An 18552-nucleotide genomic window follows, 5' to 3' on the forward strand; every position below is an offset into this window, starting at 1 on the left:
GAGGCGGCTCAGTCGCAGGTGTACTTGAACGTCGCCGTGTCGGAGGCGGCGCTCGGCGCGGTCACCTTCAGCGTGGAGGTGTAGGTACCGGCCGCCCGCCTGGCGTTCGCCTCCCAGGTGTCGGTGTACGTCTTGGACCGCATCGTGGTGCCGAGCTCCTTGCCGCCGTCGACGGTGTACCGCAGCCGCACGTCCGGCACCGAGACGGTGATCGTGACCTTCATGGTCACCCGCACGTACCGCTCCTGGCGCGGGCACGGGCCGGTGACGCTCGCCGGTTCGACGCTGATCGACGCCGCCGTGACCCGCGGCCCGCCGGACGACGCCGTGACGGTCGTCTTCGCCGCGGCGGGTGTGGTCTTCGCCGGGCTGCCGCCCGGCGTCGCCGGCTCGGCGGCCGCGACGGCGTCCGGGTCCGCCGAGCCGGTCGGCACCAGCACGATCGGGTCGGTGGCCGCCGACTTCGGGCGCGGGCGGGCGGTGTCGGCGGACGCGCTGTACAGGCCGAACGCGGCGAGACCGGCGACGAGCACGAGGATCACCGCGCCGCCCCCGACGAGCAGCAGCGTCTGCCGCGACCCGGCCGCGTCGGACCGGTGACTGCCGCCTGCGCCGCCCTCGGCGCCTGGATCGCGGTCGTTGTCGCTGCCCGGGGTCAGCCACATCGGCGGCTCCGGCTGCTCGCTCTCGATCACGGGCAACAGTGCACCACGGCATCAATCCGAAGAACCCTCGGGAAAACGGCCAGAGCGGAGCCGACCGATCAGAAACCGGCCGGTTCCGTGCCGCTTCCCGTCGCGCGGTCCCGGGTGCTCAGCGCAGCGCCGGGTAGCCGCCGAGCGGGTTGCCCTGCGCCTCGGCGCGGACCGCGGCGGCCGCTGCCGTGACCGAGCCGGCCGTCGCGACGCGGTCGACGATCGCGGCGACGACCTTGGGCGTGGCGAACGATGTGCCGCTCCACGCCGCCCAGCCGCTGGTGAACAGCTCATGGTTGATGTACGTGCTGACGATGTCCGCGCCCGGTGCGGCGACGCTGACCCACGGCCCGGTGTTGCTCCACTCGCAAATCGCGGTGCCGTCGTGCGCGGCGACCGCGAGCACCTGCCCGGCCCAGCTCGCACCGCCGGCCGCCTGACCGGCGGCGAACGCGGCCGGCCAGAACGGGCGGTCGGCGATGCCGTTGTTGCCGGCGGCCGCGACCACGACCCGGTCACCGCCGGACAGGAACGTCTGCAGGGCGGCGGACAGCGCGGCGGGCGGCAGGTCCCCGATCGAGAAGCCGCCGAGGGACAGGTTGAGCACGTCGGTGTCGGTGAGGCCGGTGATCGCCACGGCGAGGTCGGCCTCGGTGCACACGCCGAAGCTGTCGAGGATCTTCACGATGCGGACCTGCGCGCCGGCGGTGTCCTGCGCGACGACCCCGGCGATGAAGTTGGCGTGCCCGACGTCGGAGTCCAGCATGCCGTCGGCGTCGCCGTCCAGGACGGTCTCGTGGTTCTCCGGCGTCGCGCTGTAGCACCCGGCCGGCAGCGGACTGTCCAGCCAGATGCCGGTGTCCATGACGACGACGCGGACCGGCGACGCGTTGTCCGGGGACGGGGCCAGCTTCGCCGGCGGGGCGTCCGCCGCGACCGGCGGGCCGAACGGGCCGCCGTGCTCGTGCGGGGTGGACATGAAGACGTGGTTGGGGCCGACGACCGAGCCCTGCGGCAGCTGCCCGCGCAGCCGGCGCACGGCGGCGGACACGTCGAGGCCGGACGTGCGCAGGCGGCGCAGCCCCGCCGACGGCTCGTCCTCGGCGATCTCGCTGGTGCGGTGGCCGAGGCCGGCCAGGGTGCGGTGGGCGATCGCGGTGCCGGTGTCCTGGACCAGGATCTCATCGGCGACGAACCGCACCGTCCGCCCGGCGTGCGTCTCGGTGCGCAACCACGGCAGCCCGGACAGGCGCTCGTCGCGGGTCTGCAGCCACCGTTCGAGACGTTCTCGTGCAACGGACATGCTCGCTCCTCTTGCTGGCAGCAACGTGCGTACATTCATCAACAGACGGACCGCTGACAAGAGACGCTACCGACCACCCGTGATACACATCGGGGGTGTCCTCCACCGCCGATGAACTGGCGCAGCGGCTGCTACCGATTGTGATGGCCGATCCCGGCAAGGCCAAGGCACTCGCCGAAGCGGCGCTGCGTGACGCCCGGCGCGGCGGCGACCGCGCCGCGCAGGCGGTGGCGCTGCGGACGCTGGGCCTGGCCGCCCGCGCCCGGCACGACGCGGCCGACGCCGCCCGGCACCTGCGTGCCTCGATCGCCGTCGCCCGGCGGCACCGGCTGACGCAGTACGAGGCGGAGGCGCGGATGAGTCACGCCCTGATCCTCGACGACCTCGGCCGCCCCACCGCGGCGCTGCGGGAGATCGACCGCGCCATGGCCGACCTGCGGGGGCAGCGCCGGACGCGGGCCACGATGCAGCGGGCCCTGATCCTGCGCCGGCTCGGGTTCGACCAGGAGGCGATGGAGCTGTACCGGGGGGCGCTGCGGGCGTTCCGCCAGTCCGGTGACGAGGTGTGGGAGGCCCGGACGCTGACGAACCGCGGGGTGCTGCACGGGTTCCGCGGCAACCTCCGCCTCGCCGAGGCCGACCTGCGCGCGGCGCAGACGCTGTACAACCGGCTCGGGATGGCGACCGCGGCCGCGCAGGTCGAGCACAACCTGGGTTTCGTCGCGGCGCAGGCCGGTGACGTGCCGACGGCCCTCGCGCGCTACGACCGGGCACACGACCGGCTGTGGAACACCGGCGTCGACGCGGTCAGCCTGCTGGACCGCGCGGACCTGCTGCTGTCGGTACGCCTGCTGCCCGAGGCCGACACGGCGATCCGGGCCGCGATCGCCGCCTGCACCGACGGGCACCTCGACTCGGTCCTCGGCCAGGCACACCTGATGATGGCCCGCCTCGCGCTGGCCCGCGGCGGCGTGTCGCCGGCCACCGAGTCCAGGGCCGCCGCGGCCGCGGCCCGCAAGGTGTTCGCGCGGCAGAAGCGCGGCGTGTGGATCGCGCGGGCCAGGGTCGCCGAGCTCGCGGCGGTCGTCGCGTCCGGCCGGGCGCACCGCGGCACGCTGCGGGACCTGCGCACCGCCGGGCGGGCGCTCGTCGACGCCGGCTGGCCGCAGCCGGGCTGGGAGGCGCTGCTGGACGCCGCCCAGCTCGCCGTCGACCTCGGCGAGTGCGACACGGCCGCGCAGCTGCTCGACGAGACCGCCGCCGCGTGGAAGCTCGGCCCGGCGCCGCTGCGGGTGCGCTGGTCGCACGTGCGTGCGCGGCTCGAGCTCGCCTGCGGCGCGACGGCCGAGGCCGCCAGGGCCGCCACCGCCGGGCTGCGGGTCGCCGACGAGTACCGGGCCAGCCTCGGCGCGACCGAGCTGCGGGTCCGTGGCAGCGTCGAGGCGGCGGCGCTCGCCGGGCTGCGGCTGCGGCTCGCTCTGGACCACGGCGGGCCGCGGGAGGCGCTCACCTGGGCGCAGCGGTGCCGGTCGGCGGCGCTGTCCCTGCCGCCGACCCACCCGTCCAGCGACCCCGTCGTCGCCCGGCACCTCAGCGAGCTGCGCCGCATCACCGGCGAGCTGACCGCGGCGCCCGCCGGGCCGCAGCGCGCCGGGCGGCTCCTGCGCCGGCAGCGGTCCCTGGAGGCGGAGATCCGCCGCCGCTCGTGGCGGGTGCCCGGCTCCGGCCCGACCGTGCGGACCGACGTCCCGTTCGCCGACCTCGTCGCCGCGCTCGACGGGCGGGTGCTGCTGGAGCTGCTCGCCATCGACGGCGTCCTGCACGCACTCGTGGTGAGCCGGATCCGGACCCGGTACCGGGTCACGCACCGGGTCGTCGGGCCGATCGCCGCGGTGGCGACGGAGCTCGAACACCTGCGGATCGCGCTGAGCGGTCAGATCCTCGGGCACGGCGGCACCAGCGCCGGGCGGGTCGCCCGCGGCGTCGAGGCCCTCGAACGGCTGCTGCTCGACCCCGTGGCCGACCTGATCGGCGCCGGGTCCCTGGTCCTGGTCCCGACGGGCGCGTTGCACGCGATGCCGTGGACGATGCTGCCCCGGTTGCGGGGACGGTCGATGACCGTCGCCCCGTCCGCCGCGATCTGGTGGCGGGTCGCGACCCAGCCGCCCGTCGACGGCCCCACCGTCCTCGTCGGCGCGCCGTCCGCGCCGCAGGCCGGCGCCGAGGTCGAGCAGATCGCGGCCGGCCGGACCGGCGCGACCGTCCTGGCCGGCGAACGTGCCCGGGTGGCGCCCACGCTCGCGGCCCTCGACGGGGCCGCGATCGGGCACATCGCCTCGCACGGTGAGTTCCGGGTGGACAACCCGCTGTTCTCGTTCCTGATGCTGGCCGACGGCCCGCTGACCGTGTACGACCTGTCGGTCCTGCGCCGCCCGCCCGCGCTGCTGGTGCTGTCGGGCTGCGACACCGGGCTGGCCGAGGTGCACCCGGGCGACGAGCTGATGGGCCTGGTCTCGGCGCTGCTGAACATGGGCACCGCGACCGTGGTGGCGAGCACGGGACCCGTCGACGACGGCGCGACCAGGTTGCTGATGCGCGACCTGTACACCCACCTCGGCGCGGGCCATTCGCCGGCGACGGCCCTGGCGATGGCCCAGTCGACCGCGCGGGCGTCGGCGCAGGCCCTCGACGACCCGGCGCTGCGCGCGAGCACCGACAGCTTCGTCTGCTTCGGCGCCGGCTGAGGTACGAATTCTTCTCTGGCTCGGCTCGCGGATTTGTCGGACCCCGGCCCTACGATGTGCCGCATGCGACGCCCGTGGACCCCGCTGACGGCAGCCGTGGTGCTGCTGATGCTCGGCGCGCTCGTCGCGTGGGGCGTGGGCGGCGCGCTCGGGCTGTCGTTCAGCCCGGTGGCCGTCCCGGCCGAGCGGCCCGTCGCCGCGCCGGTGACGCCGCTGGTCGCGGCGCCGCGGATCGGCACGATCAGCGTGCAGCACGACCCGCGGCTCACCCTCGCCGCGACCGCCGTCGCCGACGCACTCGTCCAGTGCGGCCACCCCCGGCCCGCGATCACCCAGGAGCCGGGCGCCGGACCTCCGGGCGCGGGGGAGCTGCGGGTCGTCGTCGGCGGGGCGCCGTTCGACCCGTCCCCGGAGGCGTATCGACTCGCGGGCGACGCCTCGGGGATCACCGTCGAGGCGGCCGGCGTCAGCGGCGCCGCCGCCGGGTTGTATGCGATCGCCGACCGGATCCGCTCCGGTGCGGCGGTGCTGCCCGACGTGCCGCCCGGCGCCGCCCCCGCCGTGTTCGCGCCGCGGCTCGGTCTGCGGCTCACCGACGCCGGGGCCGTCGGCCGGGAGCCCGACGCCGCCGCGTTCGCCGCCGGCACCGACTATTCGCTCAACACCGACGTCGTCGGCGCGGCGCTGCTGCCCGCGGCGCCGTGGGTCGACCGGGCCGCCGTCGACCGGATCGACGAGCAGTTCGGGCAGTTCGTCGAGCACTCCCTCGCGCAGGGCTACAACGGCGTCGTCGTCCCCGGCTTCCTGGAATACGTGACGTTCTCGCTCGTCGGCGACGGGCACGCCGTCTACCCGGCGGGCGACGACCACGTCGCCCGCGCGCAGGCGCTCCTCGCCGCGTTCGGCCCCGTGTTCCGACGCGCCGCCGACCTCGGCATGCGGGTCTACCTGCTCACGGACATGCTGGCCGTGTCGCCGCCCCTGGAGCGCTACCTGCAGCGGGAGTTCGGCGGGATCACCGGCGAGACCCGGCTGGCGGACCCGCGGTTCTGGCAGGTGTATCAGCTGGGGCTCGCCGAGCTGTTCGAGGCGATGCCGTTCGTCGCCGGGCTGATGGTCCGCATCGGCGAGGGCGGCGACGTCTACTCCCAGCCGGGCTGGGACTACTCGTCGAAGCTCGCGGTCACCGGCGTCGAGGCCGTCCGCGCCATGCTGCGGGCCCTGCTGTATGCCGTCGGCACCGCGGACAAGGACCTCATCTTCCGCACCTGGACCGTCGGCGTCGGCGCCGTCGGCGACCTGCACACCAACCCCGGGTCCTACGAGGAGGTCCTCGGCGGCATCGACGACCCGCACCTGATCGTCTCGACGAAGTACACGCTCGGCGACTTCTACAGCCACCTGCCGTTCAACGGCACCTTGGAGACGGGGACGCAGCGGCGGATCGTGGAGTTCCAGGCCAGGCGCGAGTTCGAGGGGTTCGGGGCACTGCCCAACGACCTGACCGGGCTGCACCAGCAGGCGCTGCGGCGGTTCCTCGCCGCCAACCCGCACGTCGAGGGCGTCTGGACGTGGACGCAGGACGGCGGCCCGCTGCGGGCCGGGCCGATGACGCTGTATCTGCGGACCGGGTTCTGGCAGCTGTATGACCTCAACGCCTACACCCTCGGGCGCCTCGCGTGGGACCCGGATGTGCCGGCGGAGCGGCTGACCGCCGACTGGGTGCGGCAGACGTTCTCGACCGACCCGGCGACCGTGGCCGCCGTCTGCGAGATGCTCGCGATGTCCCGGGAGGCGGTGACGAAGGGGCTGTATATCGGTGCGTACGCGGACCGCTCGGTGCGTGCCCTCGGCCTCGAACCACCACCCATGATGTGGATCTTCGAGTGGGACATCGTCACCGGCGACTCCGCCGCTCTCGACAGCATCTACGCGGTGACCCGCGACGCCGCGAGCGGGGGCACCGCGGACGGCGGCGCGGTCGAGGCCGCCGTCGCCGAGGGGCAGCGGGCCGTGGAGGTCGCCGACCGCATGCGGGCCCTGATCACCGCGACCGACCCCGCCACCTGGCGTGACCCGGTGCTGCGGGCGAGACTGATCGACACGCTGACCTATGAGGCCGATCTGTTCGGCACGCTCGGGGCGTACCGGACCATGGTGCTGCGGCACGCGCAGTGGCTCGACACCGGCGACGACGCCGCCTACGACGCGTGGCGCAAGGCCGAGAGCCGCTACATGGCGGCCCGCGACGCGCACGTCACGCGGTATGGCGGCGACGTGGACCTGCCCGCGTACAACTTCACCGCCGCCGACCTGGGCGCCGCCCGCGCCGACCGCGACCTCTGGATGGCGTGGCTGGCCAGGGCACTGCTCGTGGCGCTCCTGGCAGTGCTCGCGGCCGGGGCGCTGCGCGGACGGCGTGCCGGCGGCCCGGGCGTCGGCGGCTCGGGCTCTGGCGGTCCGGGCGGCGGCCGTCCGGGCGCTGCCGGGCTGCGGGCGCTGTGGATCGGTGCGACCCGGCCGTGGCGGCTCGCCGACCTCGACGCGATCCCGGCGCGCGCCGACCGGGTCGTCGTGCTCGCCGTGCCGGCGGCGGCGCTGGTCGCGAGCCGCCTCGCCTACACGTGGTTCGCCGCCCCGGCACACGTCGCCGCGACGCTCGGCGCGTGGCTGGTGTTCGCCGTCACGGCGAGGCTGCTGATCGGCCGGCACGACCCGTTCCATCTGTGGGCGGCGATCGGCGGGGTGGCGCTGCTGCGGACCGTGCTGCTCCTCGCCGTGCTCGCGGTGCGCGGGCCCGGGCACTACTGGCTGGAGTTCTGGACCGCGCCGACGGCCCGGTCCGTCTACATCTGCGTGGCGTTCGCGGCGTTCGGCTGGCTGTTCGTGGCGACGGGACTCGTCCTGCGCGACCGGCACGGGCTGCGCCGCCGCCGGGTGGCCGGCACGCTGCTGGTCGCGGCCGGGACACCGCTCGCGCTGCTCGGCGGCCTGGTCACCGCCACCGGCCTGGAGCGGGCGCTGACGGTCTGGAACGACCAGCTGGCGCTGCTGCCGTGGGGACTGTCGCGGATCCTGGGGATCACCGTGTATCTCGGCATCCCCGCCGCCCTGCCGGCCGTCGCCGCGGCGGCCGGGCTGCTGCTCGCAGCCCTCGGCGGCGCCCTGTGCCTGGGCAGGCCGGGCACGGGGCTGCAGCGCGTCAGCTCGTGAGTGCGCGGAGCACAGCCCCGGCGGTGGGCATGGCGGCGAGCTCGGTGCGGACCGTGGCCGCGGCCGTCGCGAACGCGGGCTCCTCCAGCAGGCGGGTGACCCCGTCGGCGACCGCGGCCCCGGTCACCTCGGCGGGGTGCAGGGCCAGGCCGGCGCCGGCGAGCTCGATCGCCTCCGCGTTCATGAACTGGTCGCCGCCCTGCGGCAGCACCAGGTGTGGCAGGCCGTGCGCGAACGTGCCGAACATGATCCCGGCGCCGCCCTGCGACACGACCGCGGCGCAGCGCGGCAGCAGCAGCGTGTGCGGCAGGTACGGGGCCAGCAGCACGTGCGCGGGCTGCCGGCCGAAGCCGGTCGGGTCGACGTCCGGGCCGACCGTGGCGACCACGTTCACCGGCAGCGCCGACAGCGCGGCGATCGCGGTGTGCAGCACGTTGCGGTTGTCGTGGAACACGGTGCCGAGCGTGACGTGGACCGTCTGCTCGTAGGGCAGCGCGTTCACGGCGGCGGGCAGCCGCTCGCCGGGCGCCGGGGCACCCGCGACCGGCCGCAGCGGCACGGCGTCCGGCCAGATCCGCTCGGCCGCCGACGCCCCCGCGGGTGGCCGGCGCAGGCTCGGCGGGCACAGCTCCAGGTAGGTCGCGGCGCGGTGGTCGCCGCTCGTGCCGAACCGCTCGAACAGCTCGTCGAGGATCGGGCCCAGCGCGCCCCACACCTGGATCGGCGGCATGATGCCGATGCCGTGCACGACCTGCCGCGCCCCGGTGACGGCGGCCGCGACGGGACCGGCCAGCTCGGTGTCCTCGGAGACGACCAGGTCGGGTTTCCAGTCCACGGCCCGCGGCACGAGGTCGGCGGCGCGGGACCGCGCCGACTCCGCGAAGTACGAGAGCCAGTTCGTGCCGGGACCGCCGCCGGCCTCGCGGTGCGACGGTCCGACGGTCCACGTGGTGACGCCGCGGCCCTCCGTGCGCGCCTCGAGGTGCGCGATCACGTCGGCGCCGGTCGCCACCACGACGTCATGGCCTGCGTCGCGGGCGGCGAGGACCAGCGGCAGGATCGGGTTGACATGACCGAACATCGGGCACGCGCTGAAAAGGATCCGCATACCTCGTCCACGCACCCCCGCCCGGTCCGGTTCAGGCCCCTGTCGAAATCCGGGTCCGCCGTTCGACGCGTCGGTGAGCGCACGAACCGCGGCGCTCCCGGCGAGACCGAAGGGGTCCGATCATGACCGTCACCGCCATCCACACCACCGCCACCACCAGCACCACCGCCGCACCGAGGCTGCTCGCGGCCGGGGTGCTCGCGGCGCCCGTGTTCACCGTTGCCGCCGTCGTGCAGGTGGCGACCCGCGACGGGTACGACATCACCCGCCACCCTGTCAGCATGCTGGCGCTCGGTGACCCCGGCTGGGTGCAGACCACCAGCTTCGTGGTGACCGGCCTGCTCAGCGTGGCCGCAGCGGTCGGCGCCCGCCGGGTCCTTCAAGACGGCCGGCCCGGCCGGAGCGGGCGCGGGCGCACGTGGGGGCCGGTCCTGCTCGCACTGATCGGGGTTGGGTTGCTCATCGCGGCGGTGTTCCGGATGGACGCGAGCGACGGGTTCCCGCTCGGCACCCCGGCCGGTCGCCTGACCACGATGAGCGGCCACATGATCCTGCACAACGTCGGCGGCAGCCTGTCGTTCTTCTCGATGATCGCGCTGTGCTTCGTGCTGGCGGCGAGGTTCCGCGCCGCGGGGGAGGCCGGATGGGCCGCGTCAGGCCGGGTCGCCGGGGTGCTGTTCGCGCTCGGCCTCGGGTGGGCGATGACCGGCGGTCAGGGCGGCGCGCTCACCCTGTTCCTGGGTGTCGCGGTCGGGTGGAACTGGATCGCCGCCGCGCTCGCCGCGCTCGTGGTGCTACAGCGCGGGGCTGGTCGCGGGGTGCGGTGAGCGTCCCAGCGGCAGCAGCCCGGCGAACAGCAGGACGGCGGCGAGGGGGATCAGGTCGAGGTTCACGCCGATCGCCGTGAACGCCGCCACCACCAGCACCGGGCTCCACACCGGGACGAGCCGCGCGAGCACCAGCAGCACCAGCAGGGTCAGCATGCCCACCTGGAACAGCGCCGGGCCCGCGATCTGCAGCGCGTCCGGCAGCTCCGGGAACGACGCGAACAGGTCCCCGACGATCACCCACAGGAAGCACGCGGCGCCGAACACCCCGGCGACCGCCGCGGCGAGCGCGACACGACGCCGCGCGGCCGTGCCGTGTACCGGGGGCAGCGCCCGGTACACGTGCACGGTCAGCACCGCCAGCAGGGCGAACGCGACGAAGAAGCAGACGTGACCGACGTTCCAGAGCGCGCCGTCCTTGTCGTGATGGCCGTCCCAGCCGTCGATGAGCCGCAGCGTGCCGTAGACGAAGAGCAGGACGGGAGCACCGAGTCGTACCAGCGGGGGAGTCATAAGGGCAGACTCGCAACCGTCGATCCGCACCGGCATCAGGGCACAGCCCGGACAGCACCCTGAGAAGCGCACCCCGAGAACGCGGCAGCCCGGACGTTGCCTTTCCGGCTACTGCCACACGAGCCGGTCCGCCCAGGCTCCGTCACCTTGCGCGTACCGCTGGAACGCCACGATGACGTCCGCGAGGTCCGAGGTGCTCGCCGTGTCCCAGTGGTCCACGACGTACCGGCCCTCTGCGCGTTCGACCTGAGGGAACCGTCCGTCGATGTGCGCCGGCGCGGGGTTGGCCGACCGGGGAGCCGTCGCAGGACGTCAGGACCAGGCGCGCACCGGTACGGACGAAGTCCGGGATGCTCGTCGTGCCGGTCCGCGGGGCGTGGCAGACCAGCTCCAGCTCATGCACGAAGCGGATGCGTCGGCGGCTCGTCCTCGACGGCTCCGGCGCGGAGGTCCTGGTGCCGGTCCACCACCCGCTCCTCGGCGATCGGTGCGGGCTCGAACCAGACGCCCATGTCGATGCTCATCGGTTTCCCGGGCAGGTGGTGTGATCGTCAACCTGACCCCGCACCCGATGCACGTCTTCCCTCCGGACTGCCCCGATCGGATCGCGCCCGACAGCTGATGGTCGGCGGATCAGCGGTGCGCGCCGATCGCCGGTTCGACGGCAGCGGCAACCAGCCCCTGCGCCTTGGTCTCCTCGCCACCAACCGAGACGCTGTAGCCAGTCCGCTCGGCGCGAATATCAGCAATCCCATGCCGTATCCATCGTTTCAACAAAGCCGACACAGGCCGTTCAACGAATCTGTGCACAAGCCACGCCAGCACCAGCATGGCGGCGAGGAGACCGAGCATCAGCGGCCAGTGCGGTATGGCGCGGTGGAGCCAACGGATCATGGTGAAGCCGATGACGTCATGAAGCAGGTAGAGCGGATACGTCAACGCCCCAGCCACCGTCAACCACTGCCACCGCACCCAGGACAGCCAGCCGAGCGCGACTCCCGCCATGGCGGCGTAGAAGATGGTCACCAGCAGTACGCTGATCCACCAGCGCTGCGTCGCCCCGGTGGACAAGGTGGCGATAGGTGCTTGGGCCGCCATGACGTACTGGGTTTGCAGCCACGAGAAGCCGACGATGCCCCAGAGAACGCCGGTCGGCCGGAATCGATACATCAGGTAGAACGCTATTCCGCCGACAAAGAACATGGACAGGTTCGGCGTGAAGACCGCCGTTAGCAGGGCGTTGTGCGATGCGGTAGCGGCCAGTGATGCGACTGCCCACAGGACGCAGAAGAAGACGACCCTTCGATAGGTCACGCCGCGCCACACCACCAGCGCAAAGAGGAGATAGAACTTCAGCTCGGTCCAGAGTGTCCAGTAGACGCCGTCGACGAGCGGAACATTGGCGGGCTCGGCGATCATCGTCAGGTTGAATGCTACCTGCGACCAGGGCAACCGATGGGTCTGCACTGGCAGCAGGGTCACCACCGCTGTTGTTGCGAGGACGGAGAACCAGAACGCCGGGTAGAGCCGCACCACGCGGGAGAGAAAATAGTCCCCCAATGACTTTCCCCAGGCGGTCATGCAGATGACGAAGCCGCTGATCAGGAAGAAGAGGTGAACACCCATCCAGCCGTACTGTGCAAATGTATGGAGGATGGGAAAGAGTTGCGGCATGGACGCCTCTTTACCCCATGCCTGTTGACCCTGACCCACCCAGTGGAAAAATACGACGAAGAGGGCGGCGAAGATTCGCAGCCCGTCGAGTACAAGTAGCCGGCCGGTTTTGTTGGGCTGCTGGGGGGTTTGGGCCGGGGAGGATGGCTGGAGCATGCGGCATCGTAGCGTACGGATGCTGCCGGCTGGGCGCGGCCGAAGCGGGCCGAGGTGGTGCGGGTGACGAACGCCGTGCTGCAGGGTGCGCGGGCGGTGTTCGTGGCGCTGGGTGAGGCGCTGTCGTGAGACTGCCGCGGTGCCCGGAGTGCTGGGTGTGGTGGTGCCTCGTCTGGTGGTTCGGGGGTGAACGACGCTGGTACGGCAGCCGCCGTTCGCGATCATCGCCGGGGCGGTCGACGCCACGGTCATTTTACTGGGGCTTCACCGATGTCGGCGGAGGTGTGGTCAGACTTTGGAAGCACGGGCGCAGTAGGTCGATGATCTGCTCGGGTGAGGCGTCCGCGAGGTGCGTGAGGCGTAGCAGGTATCGCTCGGCTATCACGCCGTGGATGATCGCGCTGAGCAGGCTTGCGCGCAGGTCGGCGTCGGCCGTCGGTATCGCCTCGGTGAGTTGGTTGAGTTGGGGCTCACCGGCGGTCCGGTAACGATCAGCGGCGTCGGCATTGGTGAGCATCGAGCGCAGTACCGCCAGGGAGGCCGCAGGCTCGCCGGTCAGGCGCCGGCCCAGCGATGCGAGCAGCGCCTCGGCCACCTCGCCTGAGGTGCCGTCGGGCAGCTCATCGGCGGGCACCTCGACGGCCCGGGCGAAGAGCAGGTCCTTGCTGCCGAAGTAGTGCATGACCAGACCGGCGTCGACACCGGCAGTCGACGCCACGGCCCGGATCGTGGTCCGGTCGTAGCCGAGCTCGGCGAAGATGTGACGGGCCGCGGCGAGGATGCGCTCCTCGCTCTGGCGGCGCTGCTGCGTCCTGGTGGGCCGGGGGCTCGATTCAGTCACGGGTTCATTCTACGGCCGTTGACCGACGGGCCTGTACGTTCTACGCTCGTTCAATCAACAGGCGTTCAATGAAGGGGGTGGCCGTGGCCTCCACATCACGCGAAGTCGTCGAGCGGATCCTGCGCGCGAGCCGCGAGCAGGACACTGAAACGTTCGTCAACCTGTTCGCGGCGGACGGCTATATCGAGTGGCCGTACCGACCCGAAGGCGTCCCGGGCCGCGTGGAGGGCCGCGACCAGATTCGCGAGTTCCTGACCGCGCTAGCCAACGGTCTCGTCAAGTTCGACGAGTACCGCAACACGGTCATTCACGAGACCACCGACCCGGAGGTGGTGATCGTCGAATACGAGGCTCACGGCACCGTGATCCCCACGGACGCACCTTTGCACCAGACGATCATTGCCGTTTTGCGGATCAGGGACGGCCTGGTCGTCTCGTACCGCGACTACCTCAACCCTCTGGTACTGGCCGAAACCCTGGCCAGCGTCGGCAACGTTGAACGGCGGCCTTCGTTCGGAACCTTGGACCGGTCCGGTGGACGCAGGGCGGCCACCGCGTAGACGCTGCTGGCTGGCAGCAGGTCCTGGATCAGGTGCTGGGCGCGTTCGCGGGCCGATTCGCGCGGGTCGAAACGCGTCGCGCGGCGGCCGGGTTCGTGACCGGCCTGCTGGCCGATCTCGAGGGTGAAAAGCAGTTGGCAACTCGCGGAACATGCCGGACACGCCCGGACGCGATGCAGCGGCTGCTGTACCGGGCGGTGTGGGACGCGGACGCCGTCCGCGACGACGTGCGAGCAGAGCTCGTGCAGCGCCTCGGTGATCGTGATGGCGTACTGGTCCCCGATGAGACCGGGGATCTGAAGAAGGGGACCCACAGCGTCGGGGTCCAACGTCAATACACCGGCACCGCAGGGCGGATCGAGAACGCTCAGGTCGCCGTATTCATGACCTACGCCGGCCGGCATGGGCACACTCTGATCGACCGTCGCTCCTACCTGCCAGTGTCCTGGACCGACGACCCGGAGCGGACGAGGCCTACGGCAAGTCCGGCGCTGGAACTCCTGGCACCGCTTCACGACTCTGGCCATGGCCACTTTGGCCGTCCCGGCAATCTGCGTCGCCGACAGCCGCGGTCGCGGCAACGACCCTGCCCCGCCGACCATGATCGAGCTAACCGTCAACGAGATCCGCCGTCTTGTCAACGCGTTCCTCATCGAACCCGTCCGTGACCGTATCCATCGTTTGCGCTGGTCAGGATGGCGACGCCAACACCAACTCCGCGCCAAACAATCCCACTACGCCCGCCGCCTCAACCTTGAACCCCAGCCATGATCTCGAACGACGGATGCCGTATTAGTCGCGCAATCAGTCATGCAGGGTACGAAAGAGGCCGTTTCCGATTATCGGAAACGGCCTCTGACCTGCGGTGGGCGATACTGGGATCGAACCAGTGACCTCTTCGGTGTGAACGAAGCGCGCTCCCGCTGCGCCAATCGCCCGCGACGTCTGTGCACTCTACCCGATCCACCCGGCAAACCGCACATCGGTTGCCGGGTGTCGTCGGGGACGGTGCGGGCGGGTCACACCAGAGTGAGGGTGAAGTCGTCCGCGTAGTAGGAGGGCTGGCCGTACCAGCCGTGGACGAAGACCGTCACCGACGTGGTGGTGGCGCCGGTGGTGAAGGTGACGGTGAGCGGGGCGTAGGCGTTGCCGGTGCCCGGGGTCCAGGTGCTGGCGTTGACGCCGGTGCCAGTGGCGCCGATGTACACGTAGCTGCCGCGCACGTACCCGGTGAGCCGGTACGTGCGGTTCGGCTGGACCGCTACCGTCTGCTGGCACTGCGCGGTGTCGCCGGCCGTCACGTCGCCGGCGAGGGCCTTCGTGCCGGAGCGGACCGGGGTGCTCACCACGGAGCAGCGGCTGCCGGTCCACGGCGCGAGCGACCCCGTCTCGAACCCGCCGTTGGCGAGCACCCCGGCGGGCGGCGACGACGCGGAAGGCGAGGTGGAAGGCGAGGCGGACGACGACGCGGACGGCGAGGTGGACGGCGAGGTGGACGGCGAGGTTGACGGCGACCGCGACGGCGACGCGGAGGGCGACGGCGACGCGGAAGGCGAGACCGACCGCGACACCGAGGGGGACGCCGACGGCAGCGTGCCCCACGGCACCTGCGGGGACCGGTAGTAGTTGATCCCCTGCACCGTCCAGCGCGGCCCCTGCGCACCCAGCCGCACCTTGAACGTGTCCCAGTTGCGGGCCGACTGCGGCGACCACGCCAGCTCCGCCAGGGCGGGCAGGCGCGGGAAGGCCATGAACTCGATGTCCGCCATGGTGCGGATGGTCTCGGTCCACAGTGGAGCTTCGACGCCGAGGACGGAGGCGGCCGGGACGCCCGGCAGGTAGGTGGCCGGGTCCCAGTTGTAGGCGGTCTGCACCTCGATCAGGCCCGCCCAGGTCAGGCCCAGCGGGGTCGCGTTGGTGTACTTCATGTCCAGGTACGTCTTGTTCGCCGGGGACAGCAGGACCTTGTCGCCCTTGGCGACGGCGGAGCTGAGGTCGGCGTCGGAGGTGGTGGTGCCCCAGTACTGCGCGACGCGGCCCGCGGTGTGGTCGGCCTGGCCGATCTGGTGCCAGCCCATGACGGTCTTGCCGGCGGCGCCGACGAAGGGCTGGACGCGGTTCATGAACGTGCGGTAGTCCGCCTCGGGGGTGCTGTGCGCCTCGTCGCCGCCGACGTGCAGGTAGGCGCCGGGCGTGATGGCGGCCAGCTCGTTGAGCACCTGCTGCACGAAGGTGTACGTGACCTCCTTGGCGACGCACAGCGAGCTGAAGCCGACCTCGGTGCCGGTGTACGGCGCGGGCGCGACGCCGTTGCAGTTGAGCTCGGCGTACGAGGCGAGCGCCGCGTTGGTGTGGCCCGGCATGTCGATCTCGGGCACGACGGTGATGTGGCGGGCGGCCGCGTACGCGACGAGGTCGGTGTACTGGGCCTTCGTGTAGTAGCCGCCGGCGCCGCCGCCGACCTGGGTGCTGCCGCCCACGGTGGCCAGGCGCGGCCACGCGTCCACGACGATGCGCCAGCCCTGGTCGTCGCTGAGGTGCAGGTGCAGGACGTTCATCTTGTACTGGGCGATCTCGTCGATGTACCGCTTGACCACGTCGACGCCGAAGAAGTGGCGGGAGACGTCGAGCATGGCGCCGCGGTACGCGTACCGGGGCCGGTCGATGATCCGCCCGCCGGCGACGGTCCACGGGCCGCTCTGCACGGTCCTGGCCTCGACGGCCGGCGGTAGCAGCTGCCGGAGGGTCTGGATGCCGTGGTAGAGGCCGGCCGCCGTCTGCGCGCGGATCGTGAGCAGGGACGCGGTGACGTCGAGCTGGTAGCCCTCGGCGCCAACGCTGGCGTCGGCGCCGGACAGCAGCAGCGCGATGCCGCCGGCCGGCGTGCCGCTGCCCACGGTGACCGGCAGCGCGAAGCCGGTCGAGGGGCGCAGCAGCGCGGCGAGGGCGTTGCCGACGTCGGCGGACTCGCTCTGGATGCCGGTGCCGGCGGTGACGGTGAACGTGACACCGGCGGCCGGCTGCACGGACGCCGGCGCGGGCACCACGTCCTGGAGGCTCACCACGGCGGCGTCCGCCGGCGGAGCCGCGACGGTCCACACGACACCGACGGTGACGGTCGCGAGGGCGAGCGCCGCGGCGAGCAGCGCGGGCCGGGGCGGGGTGGGACGGTGCACGGCGTCCTCCAGTGAAACTCATTGTAAAGTTTCCTGTTAATTGATGTCCTCCACTGCCCCACTGTCAAGGGCGTCATAGCTGTGTCATCGCAGCAGCGCCGCGAGCAGGTCCACGCCGAGCGCCGCGGTCGCCGTGATGTCGAGGTGGTGCCGCACGTACCGGCCGCGGCGCGTCGTCTGCAGCAGCCCGGCCTGCTTCAGCACGGCCAGGTGCCGCGACACCTCCGGCGGGGTCAGGTGCCACGCCTCGGCCAGCTCGCCGGTCGTGTGCGGCCCGCGCGCCAGGGTCCGGCACAGCCGCTGCCGCACCGGGTGCGCGAGCGCGTCGAGCCGCCGCCGCACCAGATCCATCGGCAGCGGGCGCCCGTCGTGGCGATCGGCCGCCGGGTACTGCACCACCGGCCGCCAGCCCGGCGCGTGGACGGTGAGCAGGTGCGGCCGCCCGTACACCGACGGGATGAACGTGACGCCGTCACCGACGGCACTCGTCGCACTGTCCTGGAGCTTGTCGAGGCGGATCCTGCTGCCGGCCGCGTCGGTGACCAGGGTGACGGCCGGCGACACCGCCGCGAGCGCCGCCGCCAGGCCGTGCCGGGCGAACAGGTCGGCCTTGTGCCGGGCGTCGGCGGCGAGCTGGTGCTCGACCTGCCGCCAGGCGTCGTGGAAGAACGCCTCCGCGCACGCCTGGAGCAGGTCCCGGACCGCGGCCCGCACCGCCGCCGGGTCGATGATCAGCCGCTCCGCGAACGCCGCCTGCCGCGGGCCACGCGCGAGCGCCAGCTCCAGCGCCCGGTCCAGGTCTCGGGCCAGCCGCGGAGAGCCGCAGCTCATGACCAGCGCAGCCGCCACGTACGTCTCGTCGGGGATGGCGTCGACGGCGTCGAGCTCCGCCTCCAGCGTCGGCCCCGGACGCCCCGGCACGAGGAAGTCCGCGCGCGAGGACCGCCACAGGAACTCGGCCTCCAGCAGCCGGTCGGCCAGCGCCGGCTTGAGCCCCGCGAGCGTCGCGCCGGCCCACGCCTGCAGCGCCGGGTGGTGCGCCGGCTCCGCGAGCACGTGCAGCATCGACGTGAGCTCGGCCAGGGGCGACGGCGCGAACACGCACCGCTCCGCGGGCATCGCCGTGATGTCGATCGTCAGCGCCACCCCACCATCGTGCCAGCGGACGGCCCGCGCGTGGCGCCGCTTGACGGGTCCCGTCAATCCGCGTGCTCCCGCGAGGGGCGCCGCCGCACCGTGGCCACCATGCGATTCGGTCCCCGTTATGCGGCCGCCCTCACCGTCGACGCGATCGGCGCGGGTCTGTTGCGCCCGTTTCTCGTGGTGTACGGCCTGAGCGTCCTGCACCTGCCCGCGGCCGCCACCGGTCTTGCCCTGTCCGCCGGTCTCCTCGCCGGGCTGGTCGCGGTGCCGCTCACCGGCCGCTGGATCGACGCGGGCACCCACCCGTTCCGGAGCCGGGTCCTGCCGGTCGTCGCGACGCTGCTGATCCGGGTCGCCGGCGTCGGCGTCCTGCTCGCCGCGCACGGCGTCCCCGCGTTCAGCGTCGCGTCGCTGCTGCTCGGCATCGGCAACCAGGTCTGGCCGCCCGCGCACGCCGCGCTCGTCGCCACGCTGACCGCTCCCGAACCGGCCGACGCGCCCTCGCCGCGGCCCGCTCCCTGCGCAACGCCGGCCTCGGCGCGGGCGCGCTGATCGCGGCGCTCGCCGTCACCGGCGGCCCGGACGCGCTGCGCCTGCTG

General features: G+C 72.8%; 14 protein-coding genes, 1 tRNA gene and 1 pseudogene. 6 read left to right on the forward strand and 10 right to left on the reverse strand.

What is annotated here, in order from left to right:
* Positions 1–8: 8 nt before the first annotated feature.
* Both OHA72_RS20330 and OHA72_RS20335 read right to left on the reverse strand, forming a co-directional pair.
* On the reverse strand, positions 9–695 hold the full coding sequence (locus OHA72_RS20330; protein ID WP_327009374.1) for a flagellar basal body-associated FliL family protein: 687 nt from the start codon (positions 693–695) through the stop codon (positions 9–11).
* Positions 696–813: 118 nt separating this feature from the next.
* Positions 814–1998, reverse strand: coding sequence for a S8/S53 family peptidase (locus OHA72_RS20335; RefSeq protein WP_327009375.1), 1185 nt, complete (start codon positions 1996–1998; stop codon positions 814–816).
* 95 nt (positions 1999–2093) lie between these two features.
* On the opposite strand from OHA72_RS20335, the gene OHA72_RS20340 reads away from it, so the two are divergent.
* Both OHA72_RS20340 and OHA72_RS20345 read left to right on the forward strand, forming a co-directional pair.
* Positions 2094–4742, forward strand: coding sequence for a CHAT domain-containing protein (locus OHA72_RS20340; RefSeq protein WP_327009376.1), 2649 nt, complete (start codon positions 2094–2096; stop codon positions 4740–4742).
* 63 nt (positions 4743–4805) lie between these two features.
* On the forward strand, positions 4806–7955 hold the full coding sequence (locus OHA72_RS20345) for a hypothetical protein (RefSeq protein WP_327009377.1): 3150 nt from the start codon (positions 4806–4808) through the stop codon (positions 7953–7955).
* Here the strand turns inward: OHA72_RS20345 and OHA72_RS20350 are convergent.
* Positions 7945–9036, reverse strand: coding sequence for a glycosyltransferase (locus OHA72_RS20350; RefSeq protein ID WP_327009378.1), 1092 nt, complete (start codon positions 9034–9036; stop codon positions 7945–7947). The two genes, OHA72_RS20345 and OHA72_RS20350, sit on opposite strands and share 11 nt — an antisense overlap.
* Before the next feature lie 149 nt (positions 9037–9185).
* Here OHA72_RS20350 and OHA72_RS20355 point away from each other — a divergent pair, with 149 nt between their 5' ends.
* Complete coding sequence (locus OHA72_RS20355) at positions 9186–9890, forward strand: DUF998 domain-containing protein (protein ID WP_327009379.1); 705 nt, start codon at positions 9186–9188, stop codon at positions 9888–9890.
* Here OHA72_RS20355 and OHA72_RS20360 read toward each other — a convergent pair.
* The 4 genes from OHA72_RS20360 to OHA72_RS20375 form a co-directional block, all read right to left on the reverse strand.
* On the reverse strand, positions 9858–10403 hold the full coding sequence (locus OHA72_RS20360; RefSeq protein WP_327009380.1) for a hypothetical protein: 546 nt from the start codon (positions 10401–10403) through the stop codon (positions 9858–9860). The two genes, OHA72_RS20355 and OHA72_RS20360, sit on opposite strands and share 33 nt — an antisense overlap.
* Before the next feature lie 395 nt (positions 10404–10798).
* Entirely contained in the window at positions 10799–10927 is a 129-nt protein-coding gene (locus tag OHA72_RS20365; RefSeq protein WP_327009381.1) for a hypothetical protein, read from the reverse strand.
* Between the two features lie 109 nt (positions 10928–11036).
* Positions 11037–12233 carry an acyltransferase family protein gene (locus OHA72_RS20370; protein ID WP_327009382.1) on the reverse strand — a complete coding sequence of 399 codons (1197 nt, stop codon included), beginning with the start codon at positions 12231–12233 and terminating at the stop codon, positions 11037–11039.
* A gap of 253 nt (positions 12234–12486) precedes the next feature.
* Positions 12487–13074 carry a TetR/AcrR family transcriptional regulator gene (locus OHA72_RS20375; protein WP_327009383.1) on the reverse strand — a complete coding sequence of 196 codons (588 nt, stop codon included), beginning with the start codon at positions 13072–13074 and terminating at the stop codon, positions 12487–12489.
* Positions 13075–13151: 77 nt separating this feature from the next.
* Here OHA72_RS20375 and OHA72_RS20380 point away from each other — a divergent pair, with 77 nt between their 5' ends.
* Together OHA72_RS20380 and OHA72_RS20385 are read left to right on the forward strand one after the other, a co-directional pair.
* Positions 13152–13634, forward strand: a complete 483-nt coding sequence (locus OHA72_RS20380; RefSeq protein WP_327009384.1) for a nuclear transport factor 2 family protein — start codon at positions 13152–13154, stop codon at positions 13632–13634.
* A gap of 23 nt (positions 13635–13657) precedes the next feature.
* A pseudogene (locus tag OHA72_RS20385) lies at positions 13658–14107 on the forward strand (IS701 family transposase); the annotation flags it as partial.
* Positions 14108–14500: 393 nt separating this feature from the next.
* On the opposite strand, the gene OHA72_RS20390 reads toward OHA72_RS20385, so the two are convergent.
* The 3 genes from OHA72_RS20390 to OHA72_RS20400 form a co-directional block, all read right to left on the reverse strand.
* Positions 14501–14572, reverse strand: a tRNA-Val gene (locus tag OHA72_RS20390).
* An 81-nt stretch (positions 14573–14653) separates the two neighbouring features.
* Positions 14654–16810, reverse strand: coding sequence for a family 20 glycosylhydrolase (locus OHA72_RS20395; protein WP_327009385.1), 2157 nt, complete (start codon positions 16808–16810; stop codon positions 14654–14656).
* A gap of 84 nt (positions 16811–16894) precedes the next feature.
* The gene (locus OHA72_RS20400) at positions 16895–17956 is read right to left on the reverse strand and encodes a DUF5937 family protein (protein WP_327009386.1); all 1062 of its coding nucleotides are present in this window, start codon (positions 17954–17956) and stop codon (positions 16895–16897) included.
* A 99-nt stretch (positions 17957–18055) separates the two neighbouring features.
* On the opposite strand from OHA72_RS20400, the gene OHA72_RS20405 reads away from it, so the two are divergent.
* On the forward strand, positions 18056–18505 hold the full coding sequence (locus tag OHA72_RS20405) for an MFS transporter (protein ID WP_327009387.1): 450 nt from the start codon (positions 18056–18058) through the stop codon (positions 18503–18505).
* Positions 18506–18552: the final 47 nt, after the last annotated feature.

Origin of the sequence: Dactylosporangium sp. NBC_01737, assembly GCF_035963215.1 — a bacterium.
GTDB lineage: Bacteria > Actinomycetota > Actinomycetes > Mycobacteriales > Micromonosporaceae > Dactylosporangium.

Excerpts from the sequence above, each read along its gene's own strand:
- OHA72_RS20365 (WP_327009381.1), bottom strand. The coding sequence starts at position 10,927 with ATGAGCATCGACATGGGCGTCTGGTTCGAGCCCGCACCGATCGCCGAG.
- OHA72_RS20360 (WP_327009380.1), bottom strand. The coding sequence starts at position 10,403 with ATGACTCCCCCGCTGGTACGACTCGGTGCTCCCGTCCTGCTCTTCGTC.
- OHA72_RS20355 (WP_327009379.1), top strand. The coding sequence starts at position 9,186 with ATGACCGTCACCGCCATCCACACCACCGCCACCACCAGCACCACCGCC.
- OHA72_RS20345 (WP_327009377.1), top strand. The coding sequence starts at position 4,806 with ATGCGACGCCCGTGGACCCCGCTGACGGCAGCCGTGGTGCTGCTGATG.
- OHA72_RS20370 (WP_327009382.1), bottom strand. The coding sequence starts at position 12,233 with ATGCTCCAGCCATCCTCCCCGGCCCAAACCCCCCAGCAGCCCAACAAA.
- OHA72_RS20350 (WP_327009378.1), bottom strand. The coding sequence starts at position 9,036 with ATGTTCGGTCATGTCAACCCGATCCTGCCGCTGGTCCTCGCCGCCCGC.
- OHA72_RS20335 (WP_327009375.1), bottom strand. The coding sequence starts at position 1,998 with ATGTCCGTTGCACGAGAACGTCTCGAACGGTGGCTGCAGACCCGCGAC.
- OHA72_RS20405 (WP_327009387.1), top strand. The coding sequence starts at position 18,056 with ATGCGATTCGGTCCCCGTTATGCGGCCGCCCTCACCGTCGACGCGATC.